Below are 20,515 nucleotides of genomic sequence, written 5' to 3'. Positions count from 1 at the left end.
GGCTGCGTTGCGTGTCCGCAGGACCGCCCTCGGGGGCCGCTGCGCAGCCCGACGCAGCCTCGTGCCTCGGCAGCTGCTACACGGCAGTTTTTACGAGAGCATGTCCTGCATCAGTTCTTGCAACACATCCAGATCGAATGGCTTGCCCAGGATCGGCGCCTTGCGGGTGATCGGGCTGTCGGTCTCGCGGATTTCCTGCGGGTAACCGCTGATGAAAATCACCTTGAGCTCGGGCCGCAGCTTCACCGCAGGTTCTGCAATCTGCACCCCGGAGATCCCGCCCGGCAGACGAAAATCGGTGATCATCATGTCCAGGTGCGGTTTGCTCGCCAGGATTTCAAAGGCCTGCTCGCCGTTTTCGGCCTGCAGCACCCGGTAACCCTCCCCCGAAAGATAGGCAGAAAGCACCATCAGGATCGAGGGGTCATCTTCGACGATCAATACGACGTCTTGTGCATCTTCACTCATGGGAAGCCTTTGTTCGGTCAATAGCTGCTGATACGACCGTGGGGTCGCTCAGAGGTTGCGTTTACCTGACTGTTTTCCTACAGCGGCAGACAAACGCGAAACAGGGCGCCTTCGCCAATCCGGCTGTCGACGGTAATGGAACCGCCATGGGCGGTCACTATCTGTTCAGAAATAAACAAACCCAGGCCCAGCCCGGCAACGGCGTGCGTGGCCGAAACACGTTCGAATTGCTGGAAGATCCGCTTCTGGTTCTCTTCACTGATGCCGATCCCCTGGTCACGCACTTCCACTCGCGCCTGACCGCTCTCACTGTACACCTTAACGCTGACCGGACTCTTGGCGCCGTAGCGCAAGGCATTGGTCAGCAGGTTGGAAATCACCTGCTCGATGCGAAACTCGTCCCAGCTGCCGACCACCGGTTGTTCTGCTTCCAGGGTCACCGATGACTCGGCGGCGTCGATCTGCGGTGCGAAATTCTGCAGCAAATCGCGTACCAGCGCCGACAGGTCAAAGCGCTTGGGTCGTATCGACAATTTGCCGGTGCGAATACGCGACACATCGAGCATGTCTTCGATCAGGCGGATCAGGCTTTTGATCTGCCGCTCGTCGCGATCGACCATTGCGTGCATCTTGTCCAGGGTAAACGCCGAGGCGTTATCCCGGGCCAAGTGCATCTTGCGCAGCTGGGTTTCGAGGATCAGGCCGTTGAGTGGCGTGCGCACTTCGTGGGCGACAATCGACATGAAGTCATCGCGCATGCGCACCGCCTGCTCCAGTTCCAGCTGGGTGTTCTGCAACTGCTTGAGCAACGCTTCCTGCTCCCGGCGACTCTGCTCCAGCGCCTCGACCTGCAGCTTCATTTCTTTGCGCTGGCGGAACAGATCGACGAACACGTTGACCTTGCTCTTCACCGCGTGGATATCCAGCGGCTTGTACAGGAAATCCACCGCGCCGCTTTCGTAACCCTTGAACGCATAGTTCAGCTCCCGACCGGCCGCACTGACAAACACAATCGGGATGTTCTTGGTTTTTTCCGTGCCGCGCATCAACTCGGCCAGTTCGAAGCCGTTCATGCCGGGCATCTGCACGTCAAGAATGGCCATGGCGAATTCGTGTTGCAGCAGCAGTGACAAGGCTTCGTCGGCGGACAGCGCCTTGTAGACCAGACGGTCTTCGCGCTTGATCAGTGCTTCGAGTGCCAGCAGGTTTTCCGGCAGATCGTCGACGATCAGCAGTTTGGCTTGGATGTTACTTAGCATGCTATTCGTTCCAGCTCGACAAGCAGACGGCCGATGCCGTGTATGGGAAGTATGTGGTCTGGCTGGTGTAAATCCAGCGCCGCCCGGGGCATGGTCGCGACCTGGGCTTCCTCCGGGTCCTGCACGATGGTCAGGCCGCCGCGACGTTTGACGTTGGCCAGGCCGCTGGCGCCATCCCGGTTGGCGCCGGTCAACAACACCGCCGCCAGGGCCGGGCCGTAGGCATCGGCGGCTGACTCGAACAGGAAATCAATGGCCGGCCGCGAGTAATGCACGCGCTCTTCCAGACTCAGTGAAAACGAGCGGTCATGTTCCACCGACAGGTGATAACCCGGCGTGGCGAAATACAGCGTGCCGGCTTCAATGTGCGTTTTGTCCCGGGCTTCGAACACCGGCATGGACACTCGCCGGGCGAACACTTCGGCCAGATGGCTGCGGCGCTCATCCGGCAGGTGCAGCACCACGATGATCGGCAGCACAAAGCCTTCGCGCAGGGGGCTGAGGATGCTCAGCAATGCCTCCACACCACCGGCTGACGCGCCAATCACGATGGCCTCGACACGTGGCAAATCCGCTGCACTGTTCATAGCTTTCGGTAGATCCGTTCTTGTTTTACCAACGGCTCGAACTGGTTGCCGAAGGCGGAGAAATCAGGGGTTTCCTTGCTGCCCAACACCAGGAAACCACGGTGACACAGTGATTCGTGAAACAGTCCGAAGGCGCGGTCCTGAAGTTTTTTGTTGAAGTAAATCAATACGTTACGACACGAAATTAATTGAGTCTCTGAAAAGACACTGTCGGTCGCCAGGCTGTGATCGGCGAAGGTGACGTTCTCGCACAGGCTCTTATCGAAAATCGCGTAGCCGTACGCCGCCGTGTAGTAGTCGGCGAACGACCGCTGACCACCGGCCTGCTGATAGTTAGAAGTGTAGGCCCGGACATTCTCCATCGAAAAAATCCCCTGCTTGGCCTTTTCCAGCGAGCGCGGATTGATGTCGGTGGCATAGATGATGGTGCGATCGAGCAAGCCTTCTTCGCGCAGCAGGATCGCCATCGAGTAGACCTCTTCACCGGTGCTGCAACCGGCGATCCAGATCTTGATCGAGGGGTAGGTCTTGAGCAGCGGCACCACCTCCTGGCGGATGGCCAGGAAGTGCGACGGGTCGCGGAACATCTCGCTGACCGGGATCGTCAGCAACTGCAGCAGCTGCATGAACGCTGTCGGATCGTGCAGCACCTTTTCTTGCAGCGCCGAAATGGTGGCGCACTCGAATTGGCTCAACGCGTGCTGGACGCGTCGCTTGATCGACGCGCCGGAGTAATCGCGAAAGTCATAGCTGTACTTGAGGTAGATCGCCTCGATCAACAGCCGCAATTCGATTTCGACACTTCGTTCCGCTGAGATATGACGCTCCACTTAGATACGTTCCATCTTCGGTAACCACACTCGAATCAGCGAGAACAGGCGATCCAGGTCGATGGGCTTGGCCAGGTAATCGTTGGAGCCCGCTTGCAGGCAGCGCTCCTGATCGTCCTTCATGGCCTTGGCCGTCACCGCGATGATCGGCAGTTTGCGCCAGCGCGGGTCCTTGCGGATCTCGATGGTGGCTTCGAAACCATCCATCTCCGGCATCATCACGTCCATCAACACCAGATCGATGTCCTCGACTTCATTCAATTTTTCAATCGCTTCACGACCGTTCCGGCCGATGACCACGACTGCGCCTTTTTGCTCCAGCGCACTGGTGAGGGCGAAGATATTGCGCACATCGTCGTCCACCAGCAGCACTTTGCGACCCTCGAAGACCTTGTCGCGGCTGCGCGCGGTCTTGAGCATCGTCTGCCGTTCATGGGACAGCCGGGATTCGACTTTGTGCAGAAAGAGTGTGACTTCATCCAGCAAACGTTCTGGCGAGCGTGCGCCCTTGATGATGATCGACCGCGAATACTTGCGCAGTTCGGCCTCTTCATCCCGGGTCAGGTTGCGCCCGGTATAGACAATGACCGGCGGGAACGAACAGATATCCTCGGTGGACATGCGCTTGAGCAGGTCATTGCCGAGCATGTCCGGCAGCTTCAGGTCGATGATCATGCAATCGAAGATGGTGGTGCGCAGCAGGTCCAGCGCATCCTGTGCCAGGCCGACGGCGGTGATCTCGATGTCATCGTCGCCAATCAGGCGGGCAATGCTGTCGCGCTGCACGTCGTCGTCCTCGACCAGCAGCACGCGCTTGACCTTCTGGGTCAGCTTGGCTTCGAGACGGGCAAACACATCCTTGAGCTCTTCGCGCGTGGTCGGCTTGACCGCATAGCCGATGGCGCCCATGTGCATGGCGGCTTCGACGCGATCCTCGACGGAAATCACATGCACCGGGATGTGCCGGGTTTCCGCGTGTTCTTTCAGGCGCTGCAACACGGTCAAACCGGAATGGTCCGGCAGGCGCATGTCCAGCAGGATGGCGTCGGGGAGGTATTCCTTGGCCAGGTCGTAACCTTCGTCGGCGCCATGGGCGACTAGGCACTGATAACCCAGTTCGTGGGCCAGATCGTAGAGGATGTGCGCAAAGTTCGGCTCATCTTCCACCACAAGGATGCAGCGCGTGGTGAACGGCGCTTTGGTGCGGTCATCGTTGAAGCGCGGGATATCGACTTCGGCAATCAGCGGGACCAAAGCGGCCGGCATGGCTTTCGGCGTGTGGGCAACCGGGGAAGCCTTCATCGGCTCTACCGGTGTTTCGCCCGGTTCAACGTATTGCTGCGGCAGGACGAGGGTAAACACACTGCCCTGCCCCGGTTCGCTGGTGACGCTGATGGAACCGCCAAGCAATGCCGCCAGGTCTCGGGAAATCGACAAGCCCAGCCCGGTGCCGCCATATCGGCGGTTGGTGGTGCCGTCGGCCTGACGGAATGCCTCGAAAATGCTTTCCTGTTGATCCGCGGCAATGCCAATCCCGGAATCGCGCACGATAAAGGCAATGCCGTCGTTGGGTTGACTGGCCACGGTCAGGCTCACGGAGCCTTTTTCGGTGAATTTCACCGCGTTCGACAGCAGGTTCTTGATCACCTGCTCCAGGCGCTGGCGGTCGGTGAAAATCATCATCGGCGAGCCAGGTTGCAGGTCAATCTGGAAGTCCAACTGCTTGTCGCTCGCCAATGGCTGAAACATCCCGCGCAAACCGTCTACCAGTCGGGCAACGCTGGTGTTCTCCGGGCGCATCTCCAGCTTCCCGGCCTCGACCTTGGAGATGTCGAGGATGTCATTGATCAGGTTCAGCAGATCGTTACCGGCCGAATAAATCGACTCGGCGAACTTGACCTGTTCGGCGCTGAGGTTTTCCTGAGGGTTTTCCGCCAGCAACTTGGCCAGGATCAACGAACTGTTCAGCGGCGTGCGCAATTCGTGGGACATGTTGGCGAGGAATTCGGACTTGTATTTACTGGAGCGCTGCAGCTCTTCGGCGCGCTCTTCCAGCAGAGTCTGGGCCTGGTTGAGTTCGGTGTTCTTCAGGTCCATGACATCGCGCTGATCGGCGAGGATCTGCGCCTGCTCAGCCAGTTGTTCGTTGGTTTGCTCCAGCTCGACCTGCTGGGTTTCCAGGTGCGCCTGCGACTCCTTGAGAATCCGCGATTGCTCTTCCAGTTCTTCGTTGGCCGTTTTCAACTCTTCCTGCTGGACTTGCAGCTCTTCGTTGAGTTGTTGCGTCTCGGCCAGTACTTCCTGCAAGCGCTGGCGATAGCGAGCGGCCTCGATGGAGGTGCCGATGTTGCCGCAGATCAGCTCGAGCAATTCGACGTCGCGGTCATCCAGCGGGCGCAGGAAACCCAGCTCGATAACGCCGTTGACTCGCTCGTCATCGCTGGTCGGTACTACCAGTACGCTGCGCGGCAGCCCCTGGCCCAGGCCGGAGCTGACCTTGAAATAGTTTTCCGGCACCGAATCCAGGCGAATCAGACGCGCCGTTTGTGCGACCTGGCCCGCGATGCCCTCTTCATTGTAGATATGCTGTTCGCGCTCTTCTTCCTCACGGGAGAAACCGTAAGAGGCAATACGCTTGAGGCCGCCATGCTCCTCACGGACATAAATGGCCGCCACAGCGGTGCCGAGGTACTGCGCGCAAAACTGCAGGATATTGCGCCCCAGCACATTCAGGCTCAGTTGCCCCAACACTTGCTCGGCCAGTTCGGTCTGGCCATTGCGCAGCCAGGCCTGTTGTTCGAGGCGATGGGCGCTGGCTTGTTGCGCGGCGAGGTTGGCGCTGTAGTTTTGCGAAAGGTTCAGCAAATCCCGACGGCCAATCCAGGCCAGCAAGGCGCTGATGCCGGCGACAAACAACAGGTAGAGCGTGATGCTCCAGATCGTGGTGCGGCTGACTTCCTCGTTGCGCGCGGTGCGCAACTGCTGCTCCGAGTCGATCACGTCTTCGAACTGCTTGCGAATTTCGTCAGTCAGGCGCTTGCCGCGTCCGGCCTTCACCGCCCCACGATAGTCACCGCTGGCACGCTGCAAGTCGATCATCGACTGCGCATAATTTGACCACTCGGCCTGCAACGCTTCAAGGTTACGTAAACGCTCAGTTTGAACCGGGTTGTCCGCCGTCAGCTCAACCAAGGTATTGAGTGCGACCTTGATCCTGGGCTTGGCCGTTTCGTAGGGTTCGAGGAACTTCTCGTCGCCCGTGAGCAGAAAGCCGCGCATGCCGGTTTCCAGATCGACGGTCAGTTTCACCGCTTCGTTGGCGTTATTGATCACCCGGTCGGTGTGCTGGACCCACTGGATCGTCGACAGCAAATAGGTAATCAGTGAGACGAAGAAAACCGCGCTGACCAGACCGACACCCAAGGGCAGACTGACGTTGCGGCTTAGAAGTTTGCGGAATCGTTGCTCATCTACCGAAGACGCGGAGGTCATGGGAAGGCCTTGTCGAACTGTTGAAAACCAGGGAGTTTGCCCCAAATCTGCCGCTTTGATCCAATTTTCTGACGTATTTATGCGCCAAATCCTACATTCCGCTGCTCCAGCGCAAAGGGAGCAGTTATCCTTGCCGGCGCGATGGGGCTATTCTTTTTTCAGCGTAGCCGGGAACTTGTCGGGTTCCGTCACTTACTCATGCACAAGGCCGGCAGATTTGATCGACCGGTCGACGCACCTTCAATCTTCGAGAGCCTCAATTATGTCCGCTGAACAATCCATCATCCTCGTCGTTGAAGACGATGACATCGTGCGCATGCTGATCGTCGATGTGCTGGAGGAACTGGAGTTCAAGGTGCTGGAAGCGGACGGCTGCGAGCAGGCACTGGAGTTTCTCAACGATGAAGATCAACACATTGACCTGATGATGACCGACGTCGGCCTGCCCGTGATGGACGGCCGTGAACTGGCAACGCAGGCGCGCATGGTTCGCCCCGAGCTGCCAGTGCTGTTCGCGAGCGGTTATGCCGAAAGCATCGATGTGCCGGCTGACATGCACGTGATCGGCAAGCCGTTTTCCATTGATCAACTGCGCGACAAGGTCAAAGCCATTCTCGGTAACGACTGACCCTCCTGAGGAATTGCTCCCGGCTGTGGTTTAATTGCGCCCCGCTTTTATCCCTCTGCCCCGCTTCTAGGAACTCCCCTGCATGAACCAGCCCCGCGCCACCAAAGTCCTGGTTATCGGCTACGTCTGGCCCGAACCCCGCTCTTCGGCGGCGGGTGGGTATGTGATGCAACTGCTCGGGACGTTCCTGCAACAAGGCTGGGAGGTCACCTTCAGCAGCCCGGCCGGCGCCGGCGAGCATCAAGAAGACCTGACGGCGCTGGGTATTCGCGAAGTGCCCATCGAACTGAATAACAGCAGTTTCGATGCGTTTGTCCGCGAACTGGCGCCGGATATCGTGCTGTTCGAACAATTCATGATGGAAGAGCAATTCGGCTGGCGTGTTGAAAAGCACTGCCCCGAGGCCGTGCGCGTGCTGGGAACACAGGATTTGCAAAGCCTGCGCCATGCCCGTCACCAACGGCTCAAGGACCGTTTGAAAGCTCGCGACGACGACAATGACTTCAGCGAGCTGTTTGCCCCGGCCTTGCGCGAAGAATTCGAACTGATGGCCGACACCGACCTGGCCAAACGGGAAATCGCTGCGCTTTACCGCTGCGACTTGAACCTGATGATTTCGGAAAGGGAAGTCGAGTTGCTGGTCGAGCAGTTCAAGGTGCCGCGCGGCCTCGTGCATTGGTGCCCGCTGATGGTCAACCCACCGAACGCTCCACCGGCGGATTTTGAGGCGCGTGCGGACTTTATCAGTATCGGCAACTTCCGCCACGCGCCCAACTGGGATGCGGTGCTTTGGATGAAAAACAGCATTTGGCCGCTGATTCGCGAACAATTACCCACCGCCCGATTGCTCATCTACGGGGCCTACACGCCCCCAAAGGCGACCGCACTGCACAATGCGGCGCAAGGCTTCCACGTGATGAACTGGGCAGAGGATGCGTTGCAAGTCATGACCGCCGCACGGGTCTGCCTGGCACCGCTACGATTCGGCGCCGGCATCAAGGGCAAGATCGTGGATGCCATGCTGTGCGGCACACCAAACGTCACCACGCCGATAGGCGCTGAAGCCATGCATGGCGACGAACCGTGGCCCGGGGCGATCACCCGGTCAGCCCAGGCATTCGCGGATTGCGCGGTGCAACTTTATACCGACAAAACGCAGTGGCTGAAGGCGCAGTCGCTCGGCCTGCAATTGCTGACAAATCGTTACCAGCAAGGCACTCACGGTCCAGCCTTGATCGCCCGCCTCGAAGACTGCCGGCAACGACTGTCCGCGATCCGCCGGGATAACTTCACCGGCAGCATGTTGCGGCATCACCAGCACAAGAGCACTCAATACATGTCGCAATGGATTGAAGCGAAAAACAGGTTCCGGGAGGACGCCTGATCATTAACACTCACGGCCACGTGAGAATCCTCTCCGTTTTCAACTGACCCACTGTGCAAGGATGCACTATGAACGACACACTCAAGACCAAGGTCCTACCTTATGTAACCCAGCGCTTTGCCCCCCGCAGCTGGATGACCGACACACCGGTTATCGATTCGTTATCGCTTTCTGAACTGGTGCTCCCCGGCGCGCACAATGCCGGCGTAGACAAGAAAGCCTCCTACGCCGCACCCGGTTTCAGCAACTGGGTCGCCTGCCAGAACCACTCTTTCTACTATCAATTAACGTTCGGAGCCCGCGCGCTGGATTTAAGGCTGAGCTATGAGATTGGCAATAACGGCGTCGGGACATTCTGGTTCGAGCACAACGGCTTTCGTTCTTCCCGATCGTTGGAAAACCTGATCACCAGCGTTATCCGGTTTTTGCAGGAAAACCCCGACGAATTCATCGTCCTGGATTTTCACCACTTGAACGCCGACAGCCAGCCATTCGACTACCAGGAATTCAATCGACAGTTACTGACTCACCTTGGTGACAGAATCATTCCTTACACACACGCTTACCTTTCATTGGGCCAGCTCAGGCAAATAAGCCATGCCCAGCGTGTGTTCGTAGCCGCCGAGTATCGCCCGGAGTTCGACATGGCGTACTTCCATCGGCAAATCGAGCACAAATGGAGTGGCGTACCGACGGCCAGCGTCAGTGAACTGAATGCATATCTCACGCACGTGATGAAGTTTCCACCGAGCCGGTCGATGCCCTGGTCGCTATCTGCGACCAGTTATAACGTGGTCGCGGGCCCGCAATCCATCGGCGCACATCTGGATAAGTGGTTTGATCCCACGAGTTCAGACTGGATGGAAAAAAGCAGCATCATCAATGCGGACTTTCTTGAAACCTCAAATCTGGTGCGCCATTGCCGAACAGCCAATCTGGCTCGGGTGTACGCGAAATGACAAACAGCGCCGATTCCAGTTTTGACAAACAAAAATGGATGAGCAATGTCCTGGATATTGACCGTCTGAAACTGACCGATATTGTCTGGCCCGGCGCTCATAACGCGGGAATGGACAAACAGGCACCGAACTACGATGTGGTCATCGGAAACTGGACCACCTGTCAAAACGATTCATTTGCCTGGCAACTTGCACAGGGCGCCCGCGCCCTTGATATCCGCCTGGGCTATACCGAAGGCCACGACCAGTCGATCTTCTACTTTCATCACAATGGCTACCAATCCCATCGCGTTCTGGATGAACTGATCGACGCCATTTCAACGTTCCTCGATCAAAACCGCGACGAGTTCATCATTCTGGATTTCCATCAGTTGGGAGACCGTCAAAAGCCGTTTGCCTACGACAAATTGAATGACGTGCTGATCAGTCGGCTCGGCCCTCGGCTCATACCGTATTCTGACTCCATGAAAACAGTGGGCGAACTCAAGCGCATCAGCACTCGCCGCCGGCTGATATTGACCGCCCCGGGCCTGCATGGCCTGGATGATGATTACTTCTGGCCTCGCATCAGCCACAAATGGAGCGGGGAAGTCTTCACCGACACCGACGAACTGGAGCGCCACATTTCCAGTACATTGCGAAACGCACCGACTGAAACCTTCCTGTGGTCGTTGTCCGCCACCAGTTACGGCTTTCTGGGCGGGCCTCAGGACATCAAGAAACAGATCAATGACTGGTTCAACCCGACGCGGGACTGGGTGACGCGTTGCAGTATTGTCAGCACCGACTTTTTCGACGAATCAGACATCGTGCGTTACTGCTGGAGCGCGTCAAGCATGAAGGCCGTTTATGGCAGCGCATTGCATCGGTCGGTGGACGCCTGACACGCTGGCATTGCCGCCCCGTTAGGAGGCATGATCAGCGCGCAATAATTATAAAAGCGCGCTGATATGACCCGGACTGCCAGAGTCACCGATCCTTCCTACGAACTGATGGACGACCACAACGGGTTGTCCATCATTTATCGCCAGCATGGTTTCCCCTGCCCTTTGGTGCGCTGGCACTTTCACAAGGAATACGAACTGCACCTGATCGTTGCCAGCTCAGGCAAAGTGTTCATTGGCGACTACATCGGCAACTTCTACCCCGAAACCCTGTTTCTCACCGGCCCCAACCTGCCCCACAACTGGATCAGCCAGGTGGCGGAAGATGAAGTGGTGCCCAAGCGCGACATGCTGGTGAATTTCACCGACGAACTGTTCGACAGCGGCCATCTGGTGTTCGCCGAACTCAAGACGCTGGCTCCGCTGCTGGAGCGCGCGCAGTACGGTATCGAGTTTCGCTGCAAGCACACCATCCAGCAGGCGATGGACCTGATGCAGCGAATCGCCGATACCAACGGCGTAACCCGGCTCGGTCACTTTTTCATTCTGCTGGAGTTGTTGGCGGCCACTGACGATTATCAGTTGCTCTCGGGGGCGACAACGCCGCAACTCGCCGACGAGCACAATGTCGACCGCACCAACCGGGCCGTGGATTACATCTTCGCGCATTACGCGCGGGAGCTGCCGCTTGAAGAAGTCGCCGAGCACCTGGGCATGAAGCCGACGTATTTCAGTCGCGTGTTCAAGCAAGCTACCGGGCGCTGCTTCATCGAATTCGTCAACCGCCTGCGCATCAGCAAATCCTGCGAACTGCTGGCCGATGGCGACAAGCCGGTGACCGACGTGTGCTTCGAATCCGGCTTCAATAATATTTCCAACTTCAACCGGCGCTTTCAGCAACTGAAAGGCATGACCCCCTCGCATTACCGGCGGTTGGCGGTGCAGCGGTTGACTGAGCAAAATCAGCACTGACACCTGCCCTTGTAGCAGCTGCCGAAGGCTGCGTTCGGGTGCGCAGCAGCTGCAAAACCTGCAGGCCAGGTCTTCCAGGATCACCGCATGCTCTGTTCCTGCGAGCGCTGCGCACTCGAACGCAGCCTTCGGCAGCTGCTACAGGGTGCCAGGCGATAAATCCGATTATTTCAGCATCGAGTGCAAAATAGTATCGATTCAAGTGCGACGGATGATTTGTTTCATCCGTCATTGAAGGCTGTAATCAGTGCACATTCTTCCCTCCCCGGAAGACACAAAAACAATAACTGTCCTTCTGTAACCCCACCGGGTGCAGAAAAGGAGTGCTCGATGCAACCTTCTGTAAAAGCTCTGCTCGCCCTCACCTGCATGACCCTCAGCAGCGTCAGCCTCGGCGCCCAGACGCTGACCATCGCCACCGTCAACAACAGCGACATGATCCGCATGCAAAAGCTCTCGAAAACCTTCGAGGCCGAGCACCCGGACATCAAGCTCAATTGGGTGGTGCTGGAAGAAAACGTCTTGCGCCAGCGCCTGACTACCGACATTGCCACCCAGGGCGGTCAGTTCGACGTGCTGACCATTGGCATGTACGAAGCGGCACTGTGGGGCGCGAAGGGCTGGCTGGAGCCGATGAAGGATTTGCCGGCATCGTATGCGCTCGACGACGTGTTCCCGTCGGTGCGTGAGGGCTTGTCGGTCAAGGGCTCGCTGTATGCGCTGCCGTTCTACGCGGAAAGCTCCATCACCTATTACCGCACGGACCTGTTCAAGGACGCCGGGCTGACCATGCCCGAGCACCCGACATGGACCCAGATTGGTGAGTTCGCCAGCAAACTCACCCACAAGGATAAGGAACAGTACGGCATTTGCCTGCGTGGCAAGGCTGGCTGGGGTGAGAACATGGCGCTGATCACCACCGTCGCCAACGCTTACGGCGCGCGCTGGTTCGATGAGAAGTGGCAACCGGAATTCACCGGTCCCGAGTGGAAAAACGCGTTGAACTTCTACGTCGACACCATGAAGCAATCCGGCCCGCCGGGGGCTTCCAGCAACGGTTTCAACGAAAACCTCGCGCTGTTCAACAGTGGCAAATGCGCGATCTGGGTCGATGCCAGCGTGGCCGGTTCGTTCGTCACCGACAAGACCCAGAGCAAAGTCAGCGAACATGTCGGTTTCACGTATGCCCCCCACGAAACCACCGACAAGGGCTCGGCCTGGCTCTATTCCTGGGCGCTGGCGATTCCGACCAGCTCCAAAGCCAAGGACGCGGCGAAAACCTTCAGCGCCTGGGCCACTTCCAAGGAATACGGTGCGCTGGTCGCCGAAAAAGATGGCATCGCCAATGTACCGCCAGGCACTCGGGCGTCGACCTACAGCGACGCGTACATGAATGCCGCGCCGTTCGCCAAGGTCACGTTGGAGTCGCTCAAAGCCGCTGACCCGAGCAAACCTACCCTGAAACCGGTGCCGTACATCGGCATCCAGTTGGTGACCATTCCCGAGTTCCAGGGTATCGGCACCCAGGTCGGCAAGTCGTTCTCGGCAGCGCTGATCGGCCAGACCACGGTCGACCAGGCCCTGGCTGCGGCCCAGCAATCCACCGAACGTGAGATGAAGCGCGCGGGTTATCCGAAGTAACCCCGCCGTCAATGTGGGACCCGCTTTTGTGGCGAGGGAGCTTGCTCCCGCTGGGTCGCGAAGCGGCCCCAAGATTTTTGCGACTGCTGCGCAGCCGAGCGGGAGCAAGCTCCCTAGCCACAAAAGCACCTCCCGCATTTCGATCTTTGTCTGCCTGTAAACAATCGGTTTTAACGCCATGAATATTTCAACTGCCAAAGCTCACATGGACATCCCCCAACCGGTGCGCAAAAACCGGTTGGCCAATCCCGGCTGGTTTCTGGTCAGCCCCTCGGTGGCGTTGTTGCTGCTGTGGATGATCGTGCCACTGGGCATGACCCTGTACTTCTCGATGATCCGTTACAACCTGCTTAACCCAGGCGAAAACGAGTTCGTCGGGCTGGAAAACTTCACCTACTTCCTCACGGACTCAGGCTTCCTGCCCGGCGCCACCAACACCCTGCTGCTAGTGGGCAGCGTCCTGCTGATCAGCGTGGTGTTCGGCGTCTTGATCAGTGCGTTGCTGGAGGCCAGCGATTTTGTGGGTCGCGGCATCGTGCGGGTCATGCTGATCTCGCCGTTCTTCATCATGCCCACCGTCGGCGCGTTGATCTGGAAGAACCTGATTTTCCATCCGGTGTCGGGGATTCTCGCCTACGTGTGGAAACTGTTCGGCGCGCAACCAGTGGACTGGCTGGCGCACTACCCGCTGCTGTCGATCATCATCATTGTGTCGTGGCAATGGCTGCCCTTCGCGATCCTGATCCTGATGACCGCCATGCAGTCCCTCGACCAAGAACAAAAGGAAGCCGCGCGCCTCGACGGTGCCGGGCCGATCGCCATTTTCTGGCACCTGACCCTGCCGCACCTCGCTCGCCCGATTGCCGTGGTGGTGATGATCGAAACCATCTTCCTGCTCTCGGTGTTCGCCGAAATCTTCACCACCACCAACGGCGGCCCCGGCTACGCGTCGACCAACCTCGCCTACCTGATCTACAACCAGGCGCTGGTGCAGTTCGATGTCGGCATGGCGTCCGCCGGCGGTTTGATCGCGGTGGTGATCGCCAACATCGCGGCCATCGTGCTAGTGCGGATGATCGGCAAAAACCTGACAGACAAAGCCTGAGGCCTGCGCCATGACCCTTCAACAATCCCGTCGCCTGCAAAGCCTGCTGCTGGGCACGCTGGCCTGGGCCATCGCGATCCTGATTTTCTTCCCGATCTTCTGGATGGTGCTGACCAGCTTCAAGACCGAAATCGATGCGTTCGCCACGCCGCCGCAGTTCATCTTCACGCCGACGCTGGAGAACTACCTGCACATCAACGAGCGCAGCGACTACTTCAGTTTCGCCTGGAACTCGGTGGTGATTTCGTTCAGCGCCACGGCCCTGTGCCTGCTGATTTCGGTGCCGGCGGCCTACTCGATGGCGTTCTACGAAACCCAGCGCACCAAAGGCACACTGCTGTGGATGCTCTCCACCAAGATGTTGCCGCCGGTGGGCGTGCTGATGCCGATCTACCTGCTGGCCAAGAGCTTCGGCCTGCTGGATACGCGCATCGCACTGATCGTGATCTACACGCTGATCAACCTGCCGATCGTGGTCTGGATGATTTACACCTACTTCAAGGATATCCCCAAGGACATCCTCGAAGCCGCGCGTCTGGACGGCGCCACGCTGTGGCAGGAAATGGTCAGGGTGCTGCTGCCCATCGCCAAGGGTGGCCTGGCGTCCACGGTGTTGTTGTCGCTGATCCTGTGCTGGAACGAAGCGTTCTGGTCGCTGAACCTGACGTCGTCGAAAGCCGCGCCACTCACCGCGTTGATCGCCTCGTACTCAAGCCCTGAAGGCCTGTTCTGGGCCAAGTTGTCGGCGGTATCGACGCTGGCCTGCGCGCCGATCCTGATCTTCGGCTGGATCAGCCAGAAACAACTGGTCCGCGGTTTGTCGTTTGGCGCCGTGAAATGAATACCCGAATCCCTGTAGGAGCGAGCTGGCTCGCGATGGACGTGAACGATAACGCGGGCCGCCTGAAGAAACGCGTCGCCTGTGAGCCCATCGCGAGCAGGCTCGCTCCCACAGAAAAGCACGCCCGGTTCAATTGAATAAAAACAAGCGGAGGCCCATCACCATGGCCAACCTGAAAATCAAGAATCTGCAAAAAGGCTTCGAAGGCTTTTCCATCATCAAGGGCATCGACCTTGAAGTGAACGACAAGGAATTCGTGGTCTTCGTCGGCCCGTCGGGCTGCGGAAAATCCACCTTGCTGCGGCTGATCGCTGGCCTGGAAGAAGTCAGCGGCGGCACCATCGAACTGGACGGGCGCGACATCACCGAAGTAAGCCCGGCCAAGCGCGACCTGGCGATGGTGTTCCAGACCTACGCCCTGTACCCGCACATGAGCGTGCGTAAAAACATGTCGTTCGCCCTCGACCTGGCTGGCGTACCGAAAGCCGAAGTCGAGAAAAAAGTCGGCGAAGCCGCACGCATCCTTGAACTCGGGCCGATGCTCGAGCGCAAGCCCAAACAACTGTCTGGCGGTCAGCGTCAACGGGTGGCCATCGGCCGGGCTATCGTGCGCAACCCGAAAATCTTCCTGTTCGACGAACCGCTGTCCAACCTCGACGCCGCCCTGCGGGTGCAGATGCGCCTGGAGCTGTTGCGCCTGCACAAAGAATTGCAAGCGACCATGATTTACGTGACCCACGACCAGGTCGAAGCCATGACCATGGCCGACAAAGTCGTGGTGCTCAACGGTGGCAAAATCGAACAGGTCGGCTCGCCGCTGGACCTGTACCACCAACCGGCCAACCTGTTTGTCGCCGGCTTTCTCGGCACACCGAAAATGGGCTTCCTCAAGGGCAAGCTCACCCGGGTCGACCGTCAGAGCTGCGAAGTGCTGCTCGACGCCGGCACCCGCATCAGCCTGCCGCTGAGCGGAGCCAGCCTCAGCCTCGGTGGCGCAGTCACCCTGGGCATTCGTCCCGAACATCTGGAACTGGCCCAAACCGGCGATTGCACGCTGCAAGTCACTGCCGATGTCAGCGAGCGCCTGGGCAGCGACACCTTTTGCCACGTGGTCACCTCGTCCGGCGAAGCGCTCACGCTGCGCGTTCGCGGCGATCTGGCCAGCCGTTATGGCGAGACCTTGAGCCTGCACCTGGACGCCGAACACTGCCATTTATTTGATGCCGACGGCGTGGCGCTCACCCGCCCGCTGCGCGCCGCAGCCTGATGTCGAGAACCTGTGATGAAACTCAATAAGCAAAACCTCAATCGCCTGGCCACGAACGTCGCTGTGCCGGCCTACACCCTCAGCGACACACGCCAGGGCATCGCCCACATTGGCGTCGGCGGTTTTCACCGCGCCCATCAGGCCTATTACACCGACGCTTTGATGAACACCGGCGAAGGCCTGGACTGGGCGATTTGCGGCGTGGGTCTGCGCGCCGAAGACCGCCGTGCCCGTGACGATCTGAAGGAGCAGGATTACCTGTTCACCCTGTTTGAACTCGGCGACACCGACGACACCGAAGTCCGGGTGATCGGCGCGATCCGTGACATGCTGTTGGCCGAAGATGGCGCAAGCGCGTTGATCGACAAACTCGCCAGTCCGCAGATCCGCATCGTCTCGCTGACGATCACCGAGGGCGGTTACTGCATCGACGACAGCAACGGCGAGTTCATGGCGCACTTGCCGCAGATCCAGCACGATCTGGCGCACCCGGATTCGCCAATCACGGTGTTCGGTTTCCTCTGTGCCGCGCTGGTCAAACGCCGAGCCGCCGGCACGCCAGCGTTCACCGTGATGTCTTGCGACAACCTGCCGCACAACGGCGCGGTCACTCGCAAGGCCTTGCTCGCGTTTGCCGCGCTGCGCGATGCCGACCTGCGGGACTGGATCGACAGCCACGTAAGTTTCCCCAACGCCATGGTCGACCGCATCACGCCGATGACCAGCACCGAGCATCGCCTGCAACTGGCTGACAAGCACGCGGTAGACGATGCCTGGCCGGTGGTGTGCGAGCCATTCGTGCAGTGGGTGCTGGAGGATAAATTCGTCAGCGGCCGTCCGGCCTGGGAAAAGGTCGGCGTGCAGTTCACCGACGACGTCACGCCCTACGAAGAAATGAAGATCAAGCTGCTCAACGGCAGCCACCTGGCCCTGACGTACCTGGGATTCTTGAAGGGTTATCGCTTTGTTCACGAGACCATGAACGATCCGCTGTTTGTGCGTTACATGCGCGCTTACATGGATCTCGATGTGACGCCACAGCTGTCGTCCGTGCCGGGAATTGACCTGACGCAGTACAAAAATACGCTGGTCGAGCGTTTCTCCAATCAGGCGATTGCCGATCAGCTGGAACGCGTGTGTTCCGACGGGTCTTCGAAGTTTCCCAAGTTCACCGTGCCGACCATTAACCGGTTGATTGCCGATGGTCGGGAGACCAAGCGCGCGGCGCTGGTGGTGGCGGCCTGGGCGTTGTATTTGAAGGGCGTCGACGAGAACGGCGACACCTACGCCATTCCGGACCCGCGGGCGGCGTTCTGTCAGGGGTTGGTGGCGGATGATGCGTTGATTGCCCGGCGTTTGCTCGGGGTCGAGGAGGTTTTTGGCACGGCGATTCCGAAATCTCCGGCGTTTGTGGCGGCGTTTGAGTGGTGCCTGGACAGCTTGCGTGAAGTGGGCGTGACGCGGACGTTGCAGCGGGTGTTGGCTTAAACACGAAGGTGAATCGGCTGCCGTCATCGCGAGCAGGCTCGCTCCTACAGGGGATCGGTGTTGAACACAAAAACCGTGTCCTCTGAAGATCTCCTGTAGGAGTGAGCCTGCTCGCGATGGGCCTCACTCAGTTCGACCAGACACACCAAGGACTCTCCATGACAACTCAACAACTGTTCCTCGGCATCGACTGCGGCACCCAAGGCACCAAAGCGATCATCCTCGACGCGCTAAGCGGGCAAGTCCTGGGGCAAGGTGCCGCCGCGCACACGCTCATCAGCGGCGCCAATGGCCGTCGCGAACAAGATACCCAACAATGGCTGCAAGCTTTCACGCTGGCCACCCGCCGCGCCCTGCTCGAGGCCAACGTCAACGGCCAGCACATCCTCGGCATCGGCGTTTCCGGCCAGCAACATGGCCTGGTCCTGCTCGACGCCCAAGGCCAGACGCTGAGACCGGCCAAGCTCTGGTGCGACACCGAATCCACCCCGGAAAACGAGCGCCTGCTGGCGCACCTGGGCGGTGAAAAAGGCTCGCTGGAACGTCTTGGCGTGGTCATTGCACCGGGTTACACCGTGTCTAAATTGCTCTGGACCAAAGAACAGCACCCTGCGCTGTTTTCCAGGATCGCCCGCATCCTGCTGCCCCACGACTACCTCAATTACTGGCTGACCGGTCGCAGTTGCAGCGAATACGGCGACGCCTCAGGCACCGGCTACTTCAACGTGCGCAAACGCGAGTGGGACTTGCAGTTGCTGCGTCACATCGACCCCACCGGCCGCTTGCAAGCCGCGTTACCGGAACTGATCGATGCCCATCAAGCCGTCGGTACAATCCTGCCGGGCATCGCCGAACATTTAGGTATCAACCCGCAAGCGCTCGTGTCCAGTGGCGGCGGCGACAACATGATGGGCGCCATCGGCACCGGCAACATCCAGCCCGGCGCAATTACCATGAGTCTCGGCTCTTCGGGGACGGTTTATGCCTATGCCGATCAGCCGAAGGTCAGCCCGGACGCCTCGGTCGCGACCTTCTGTTCCTCCAGCGGCGGCTGGTTGCCGCTGATCTGCACCATGAACCTGACCAACGCCACCGGCGTGATTCGCGAGCTGTTCGAACTGGATATCGAACAGTTTAACGATCTGGTCGCGCAGTCACCCATCGGCGCCGAAGGCGTGTGCATGCTGCCGTTCCTCAACGGCGAGCGCGTCCCCGCCCTGCCCCATGCCACCGGAAGCCTGCTGGGCCTGACAATGACCAACCTGACCCGGGCCAATTTGTGCCGCGCCGTGGTCGAAGGCACCACCTTCGGTTTGCGTTATGGGCTGGACCTGTTGCGGCACAATGGCTTACAAAGCCGCACCATTTGCTTGATTGGTGGCGGTTCGAAAAGCCCGGTGTGGCGGCAGATGGTCGCCGACATTATGAACACCCCAGTGATATGCACCGAACAAAGCGAAGCCGCCGCCCTCGGGGCAGCGATTCAGGCCGCGTGGTGCACGTCCCGGGCAAACGGACAGGAAAACAGCCTGGCGGATCTGTGCCAGCGTTGCGTCAAACTCGACCTGGCCAGCGAAACCCTGCCGATTGCAGGCAACGTGGCGGTCTTTCAACAGGCCTATGAGCGCTATCAACAGCATGTCGCAACCCTTTAAAGAGTGAACAACTATGTACCTGGTGTGTGGCGAAGCGCTGTTCGATTTTTTCAGTGAAGAGGACGCCAGCGGCCTGGCGTCCAAAGTGAATTTCAAGGCGATTGCCGGCGGTTCGCCATTCAACGTCGCAGTCGGTTTGCGCCGATTGGGCGTAGACTCGGCGCTGTTTGCCGGACTGTCCACCGATTACCTCGGGCGCCGTTTGCAGCAGGTGCTGCAGGACGAAGGCGTGCGGGCGGACTATCTGGTGGACTTCGCCGCCCCCACGACCCTGGCGATGGTGGCGGTCGGCGCCAATGGTTCGCCGCATTACAGCTTCCGCGGCGAAGGCTGCGCAGATCGCCAGTTGAAACCCGAGCATCTGCCGCAACTGAGTCCTGAAGTGCGCGGCTTGCACATCGGCTCGTTCTCCCTGGTGGTACAGCCGATCGCCGACACATTGCTGGCCCTGGTTCAGCGGGAAAGTGGCAAGCGCCTGATCAGCCTTGACCCGAACGTGCGGCTCAATCCCGAACCGAACATCGAGTTGTGGCGTTCACGGATTGCGACGTTGGTCGAGTTGGCCGATCTGATCAAAGTCAGCGATGAGGATTTGAGCCTGCTGTACCCCGAACAGGACCCGCAACGGGTGATCGAAGGCTGGCTGCAGCATCGCTGTCAGCTGGTGTTCCTGACCCGTGGCGGCGAAGGCGCAACGGTGTTCAGCAAGGCCCATGGCTCATGGTCGGTACCGGCCAGCCTTGTGAAAATTGCTGACACGGTAGGTGCTGGCGATACGTTCCAGGCGGCGTTGATTACCTGGTTGACCGAGCAGGGGCTGGATTCGGTGGACGGCGTGCAATCTCTCCGCCGCGAGCAGATCGACATGATGTTGAAGTTTGCGGTGCAGGCGGCGGCGTTGACGTGCAGCAAGACCGGGCCGGATTTGCCGTATCGGCAGCAGTTGGAAGCATCTCAGCCATAACAAGACCTGTAGCAGCTGGCGAAGCCTGCGTTCGGCTGCGCAGCAGTCGTTAAACCTGCACACGCGGTTTTCCTGAGGCACCGCATTGGCT

At 59.1% G+C, this 20,515-nt stretch carries 17 protein-coding genes; 12 read left to right on the top strand and 5 right to left on the bottom strand.

All coding sequences use genetic code 11. The features are described 5' to 3' along the window. Positions 1 to 90: 90 nt before the first annotated feature. From EJA72_RS18830 to EJA72_RS18810, 5 genes are all read right to left on the bottom strand, one after another. The gene (locus EJA72_RS18830) at positions 91 to 468 is read right to left on the bottom strand and encodes a response regulator (RefSeq protein WP_010460444.1); all 378 of its coding nucleotides are present in this window, start codon (positions 466 to 468) and stop codon (positions 91 to 93) included. 77 nt (positions 469 to 545) lie between these two features. Further along, positions 546 to 1,727, bottom strand: coding sequence for a hybrid sensor histidine kinase/response regulator (locus EJA72_RS18825; RefSeq protein ID WP_157712912.1), 1,182 nt, complete (start codon positions 1,725 to 1,727; stop codon positions 546 to 548). Then, the gene (locus tag EJA72_RS18820) at positions 1,721 to 2,314 is read right to left on the bottom strand and encodes a chemotaxis protein CheB (protein WP_157712911.1); all 594 of its coding nucleotides are present in this window, start codon (positions 2,312 to 2,314) and stop codon (positions 1,721 to 1,723) included. Before EJA72_RS18820 ends, EJA72_RS18825 begins: the two co-directional genes overlap by 7 nt. Then, entirely contained in the window at positions 2,311 to 3,144 is an 834-nt protein-coding gene (locus tag EJA72_RS18815) for a protein-glutamate O-methyltransferase CheR (RefSeq protein WP_178129452.1), read from the bottom strand. The genes EJA72_RS18820 and EJA72_RS18815 overlap by 4 nt, the downstream gene beginning before the upstream one ends. Next, positions 3,145 to 6,636, bottom strand: coding sequence for a response regulator (locus EJA72_RS18810; RefSeq protein ID WP_157712910.1), 3,492 nt, complete (start codon positions 6,634 to 6,636; stop codon positions 3,145 to 3,147). 262 nt (positions 6,637 to 6,898) lie between these two features. On the opposite strand from EJA72_RS18810, the gene EJA72_RS18805 reads away from it, so the two are divergent. The 12 genes from EJA72_RS18805 to EJA72_RS18750 all read left to right on the top strand — a co-directional run bounded on the left by EJA72_RS18805 (position 6,899) and on the right by EJA72_RS18750 (position 20,424). Then, positions 6,899 to 7,264 (top strand): response regulator, encoded by a 366-nt coding sequence (locus tag EJA72_RS18805; RefSeq protein WP_157712909.1) that lies wholly within the window; start codon positions 6,899 to 6,901, stop codon positions 7,262 to 7,264. Between the two features lie 82 nt (positions 7,265 to 7,346). Continuing rightward, positions 7,347 to 8,648 (top strand): glycosyltransferase, encoded by a 1,302-nt coding sequence (locus EJA72_RS18800; protein ID WP_157712908.1) that lies wholly within the window; start codon positions 7,347 to 7,349, stop codon positions 8,646 to 8,648. A gap of 68 nt (positions 8,649 to 8,716) precedes the next feature. Then, positions 8,717 to 9,607, top strand: a complete 891-nt coding sequence (locus EJA72_RS18795; protein ID WP_256679720.1) for a phospholipase — start codon at positions 8,717 to 8,719, stop codon at positions 9,605 to 9,607. Further along, positions 9,604 to 10,491, top strand: a complete 888-nt coding sequence (locus EJA72_RS18790) for a phosphatidylinositol-specific phospholipase C domain-containing protein (protein ID WP_157712913.1) — start codon at positions 9,604 to 9,606, stop codon at positions 10,489 to 10,491. Before EJA72_RS18795 ends, EJA72_RS18790 begins: the two co-directional genes overlap by 4 nt. A gap of 66 nt (positions 10,492 to 10,557) precedes the next feature. After that, the gene (locus EJA72_RS18785; RefSeq protein ID WP_157712907.1) at positions 10,558 to 11,463 is read left to right on the top strand and encodes an AraC family transcriptional regulator; all 906 of its coding nucleotides are present in this window, start codon (positions 10,558 to 10,560) and stop codon (positions 11,461 to 11,463) included. A 330-nt stretch (positions 11,464 to 11,793) separates the two neighbouring features. Next, on the top strand, positions 11,794 to 13,104 hold the full coding sequence (locus EJA72_RS18780; protein ID WP_157712906.1) for a sugar ABC transporter substrate-binding protein: 1,311 nt from the start codon (positions 11,794 to 11,796) through the stop codon (positions 13,102 to 13,104). A gap of 178 nt (positions 13,105 to 13,282) precedes the next feature. Further along, entirely contained in the window at positions 13,283 to 14,209 is a 927-nt protein-coding gene (locus EJA72_RS18775; protein WP_157712905.1) for a carbohydrate ABC transporter permease, read from the top strand. A 10-nt stretch (positions 14,210 to 14,219) separates the two neighbouring features. Further along, positions 14,220 to 15,050, top strand: a complete 831-nt coding sequence (locus EJA72_RS18770; RefSeq protein ID WP_157712904.1) for a carbohydrate ABC transporter permease — start codon at positions 14,220 to 14,222, stop codon at positions 15,048 to 15,050. Between the two features lie 163 nt (positions 15,051 to 15,213). Continuing rightward, on the top strand, positions 15,214 to 16,317 hold the full coding sequence (locus tag EJA72_RS18765) for an ABC transporter ATP-binding protein (protein WP_157712903.1): 1,104 nt from the start codon (positions 15,214 to 15,216) through the stop codon (positions 16,315 to 16,317). 15 nt (positions 16,318 to 16,332) lie between these two features. Next, complete coding sequence (locus tag EJA72_RS18760; RefSeq protein WP_157712902.1) at positions 16,333 to 17,805, top strand: mannitol dehydrogenase family protein; 1,473 nt, start codon at positions 16,333 to 16,335, stop codon at positions 17,803 to 17,805. 158 nt (positions 17,806 to 17,963) lie between these two features. Then, positions 17,964 to 19,460, top strand: a complete 1,497-nt coding sequence (gene xylB / locus EJA72_RS18755; RefSeq protein ID WP_157712901.1) for a xylulokinase — start codon at positions 17,964 to 17,966, stop codon at positions 19,458 to 19,460. Between the two features lie 13 nt (positions 19,461 to 19,473). Next, positions 19,474 to 20,424, top strand: coding sequence for a carbohydrate kinase (locus EJA72_RS18750; RefSeq protein ID WP_157712900.1), 951 nt, complete (start codon positions 19,474 to 19,476; stop codon positions 20,422 to 20,424). Positions 20,425 to 20,515: the final 91 nt, after the last annotated feature.

This window comes from Pseudomonas sp. PB120, assembly GCF_009761815.1.
Taxonomy (GTDB): domain Bacteria; phylum Pseudomonadota; class Gammaproteobacteria; order Pseudomonadales; family Pseudomonadaceae; genus Aquipseudomonas.
The sequence above is the reverse complement of the archived record's forward strand: the minus strand, read 5'-3'. Positions and strand labels throughout refer to the sequence as shown.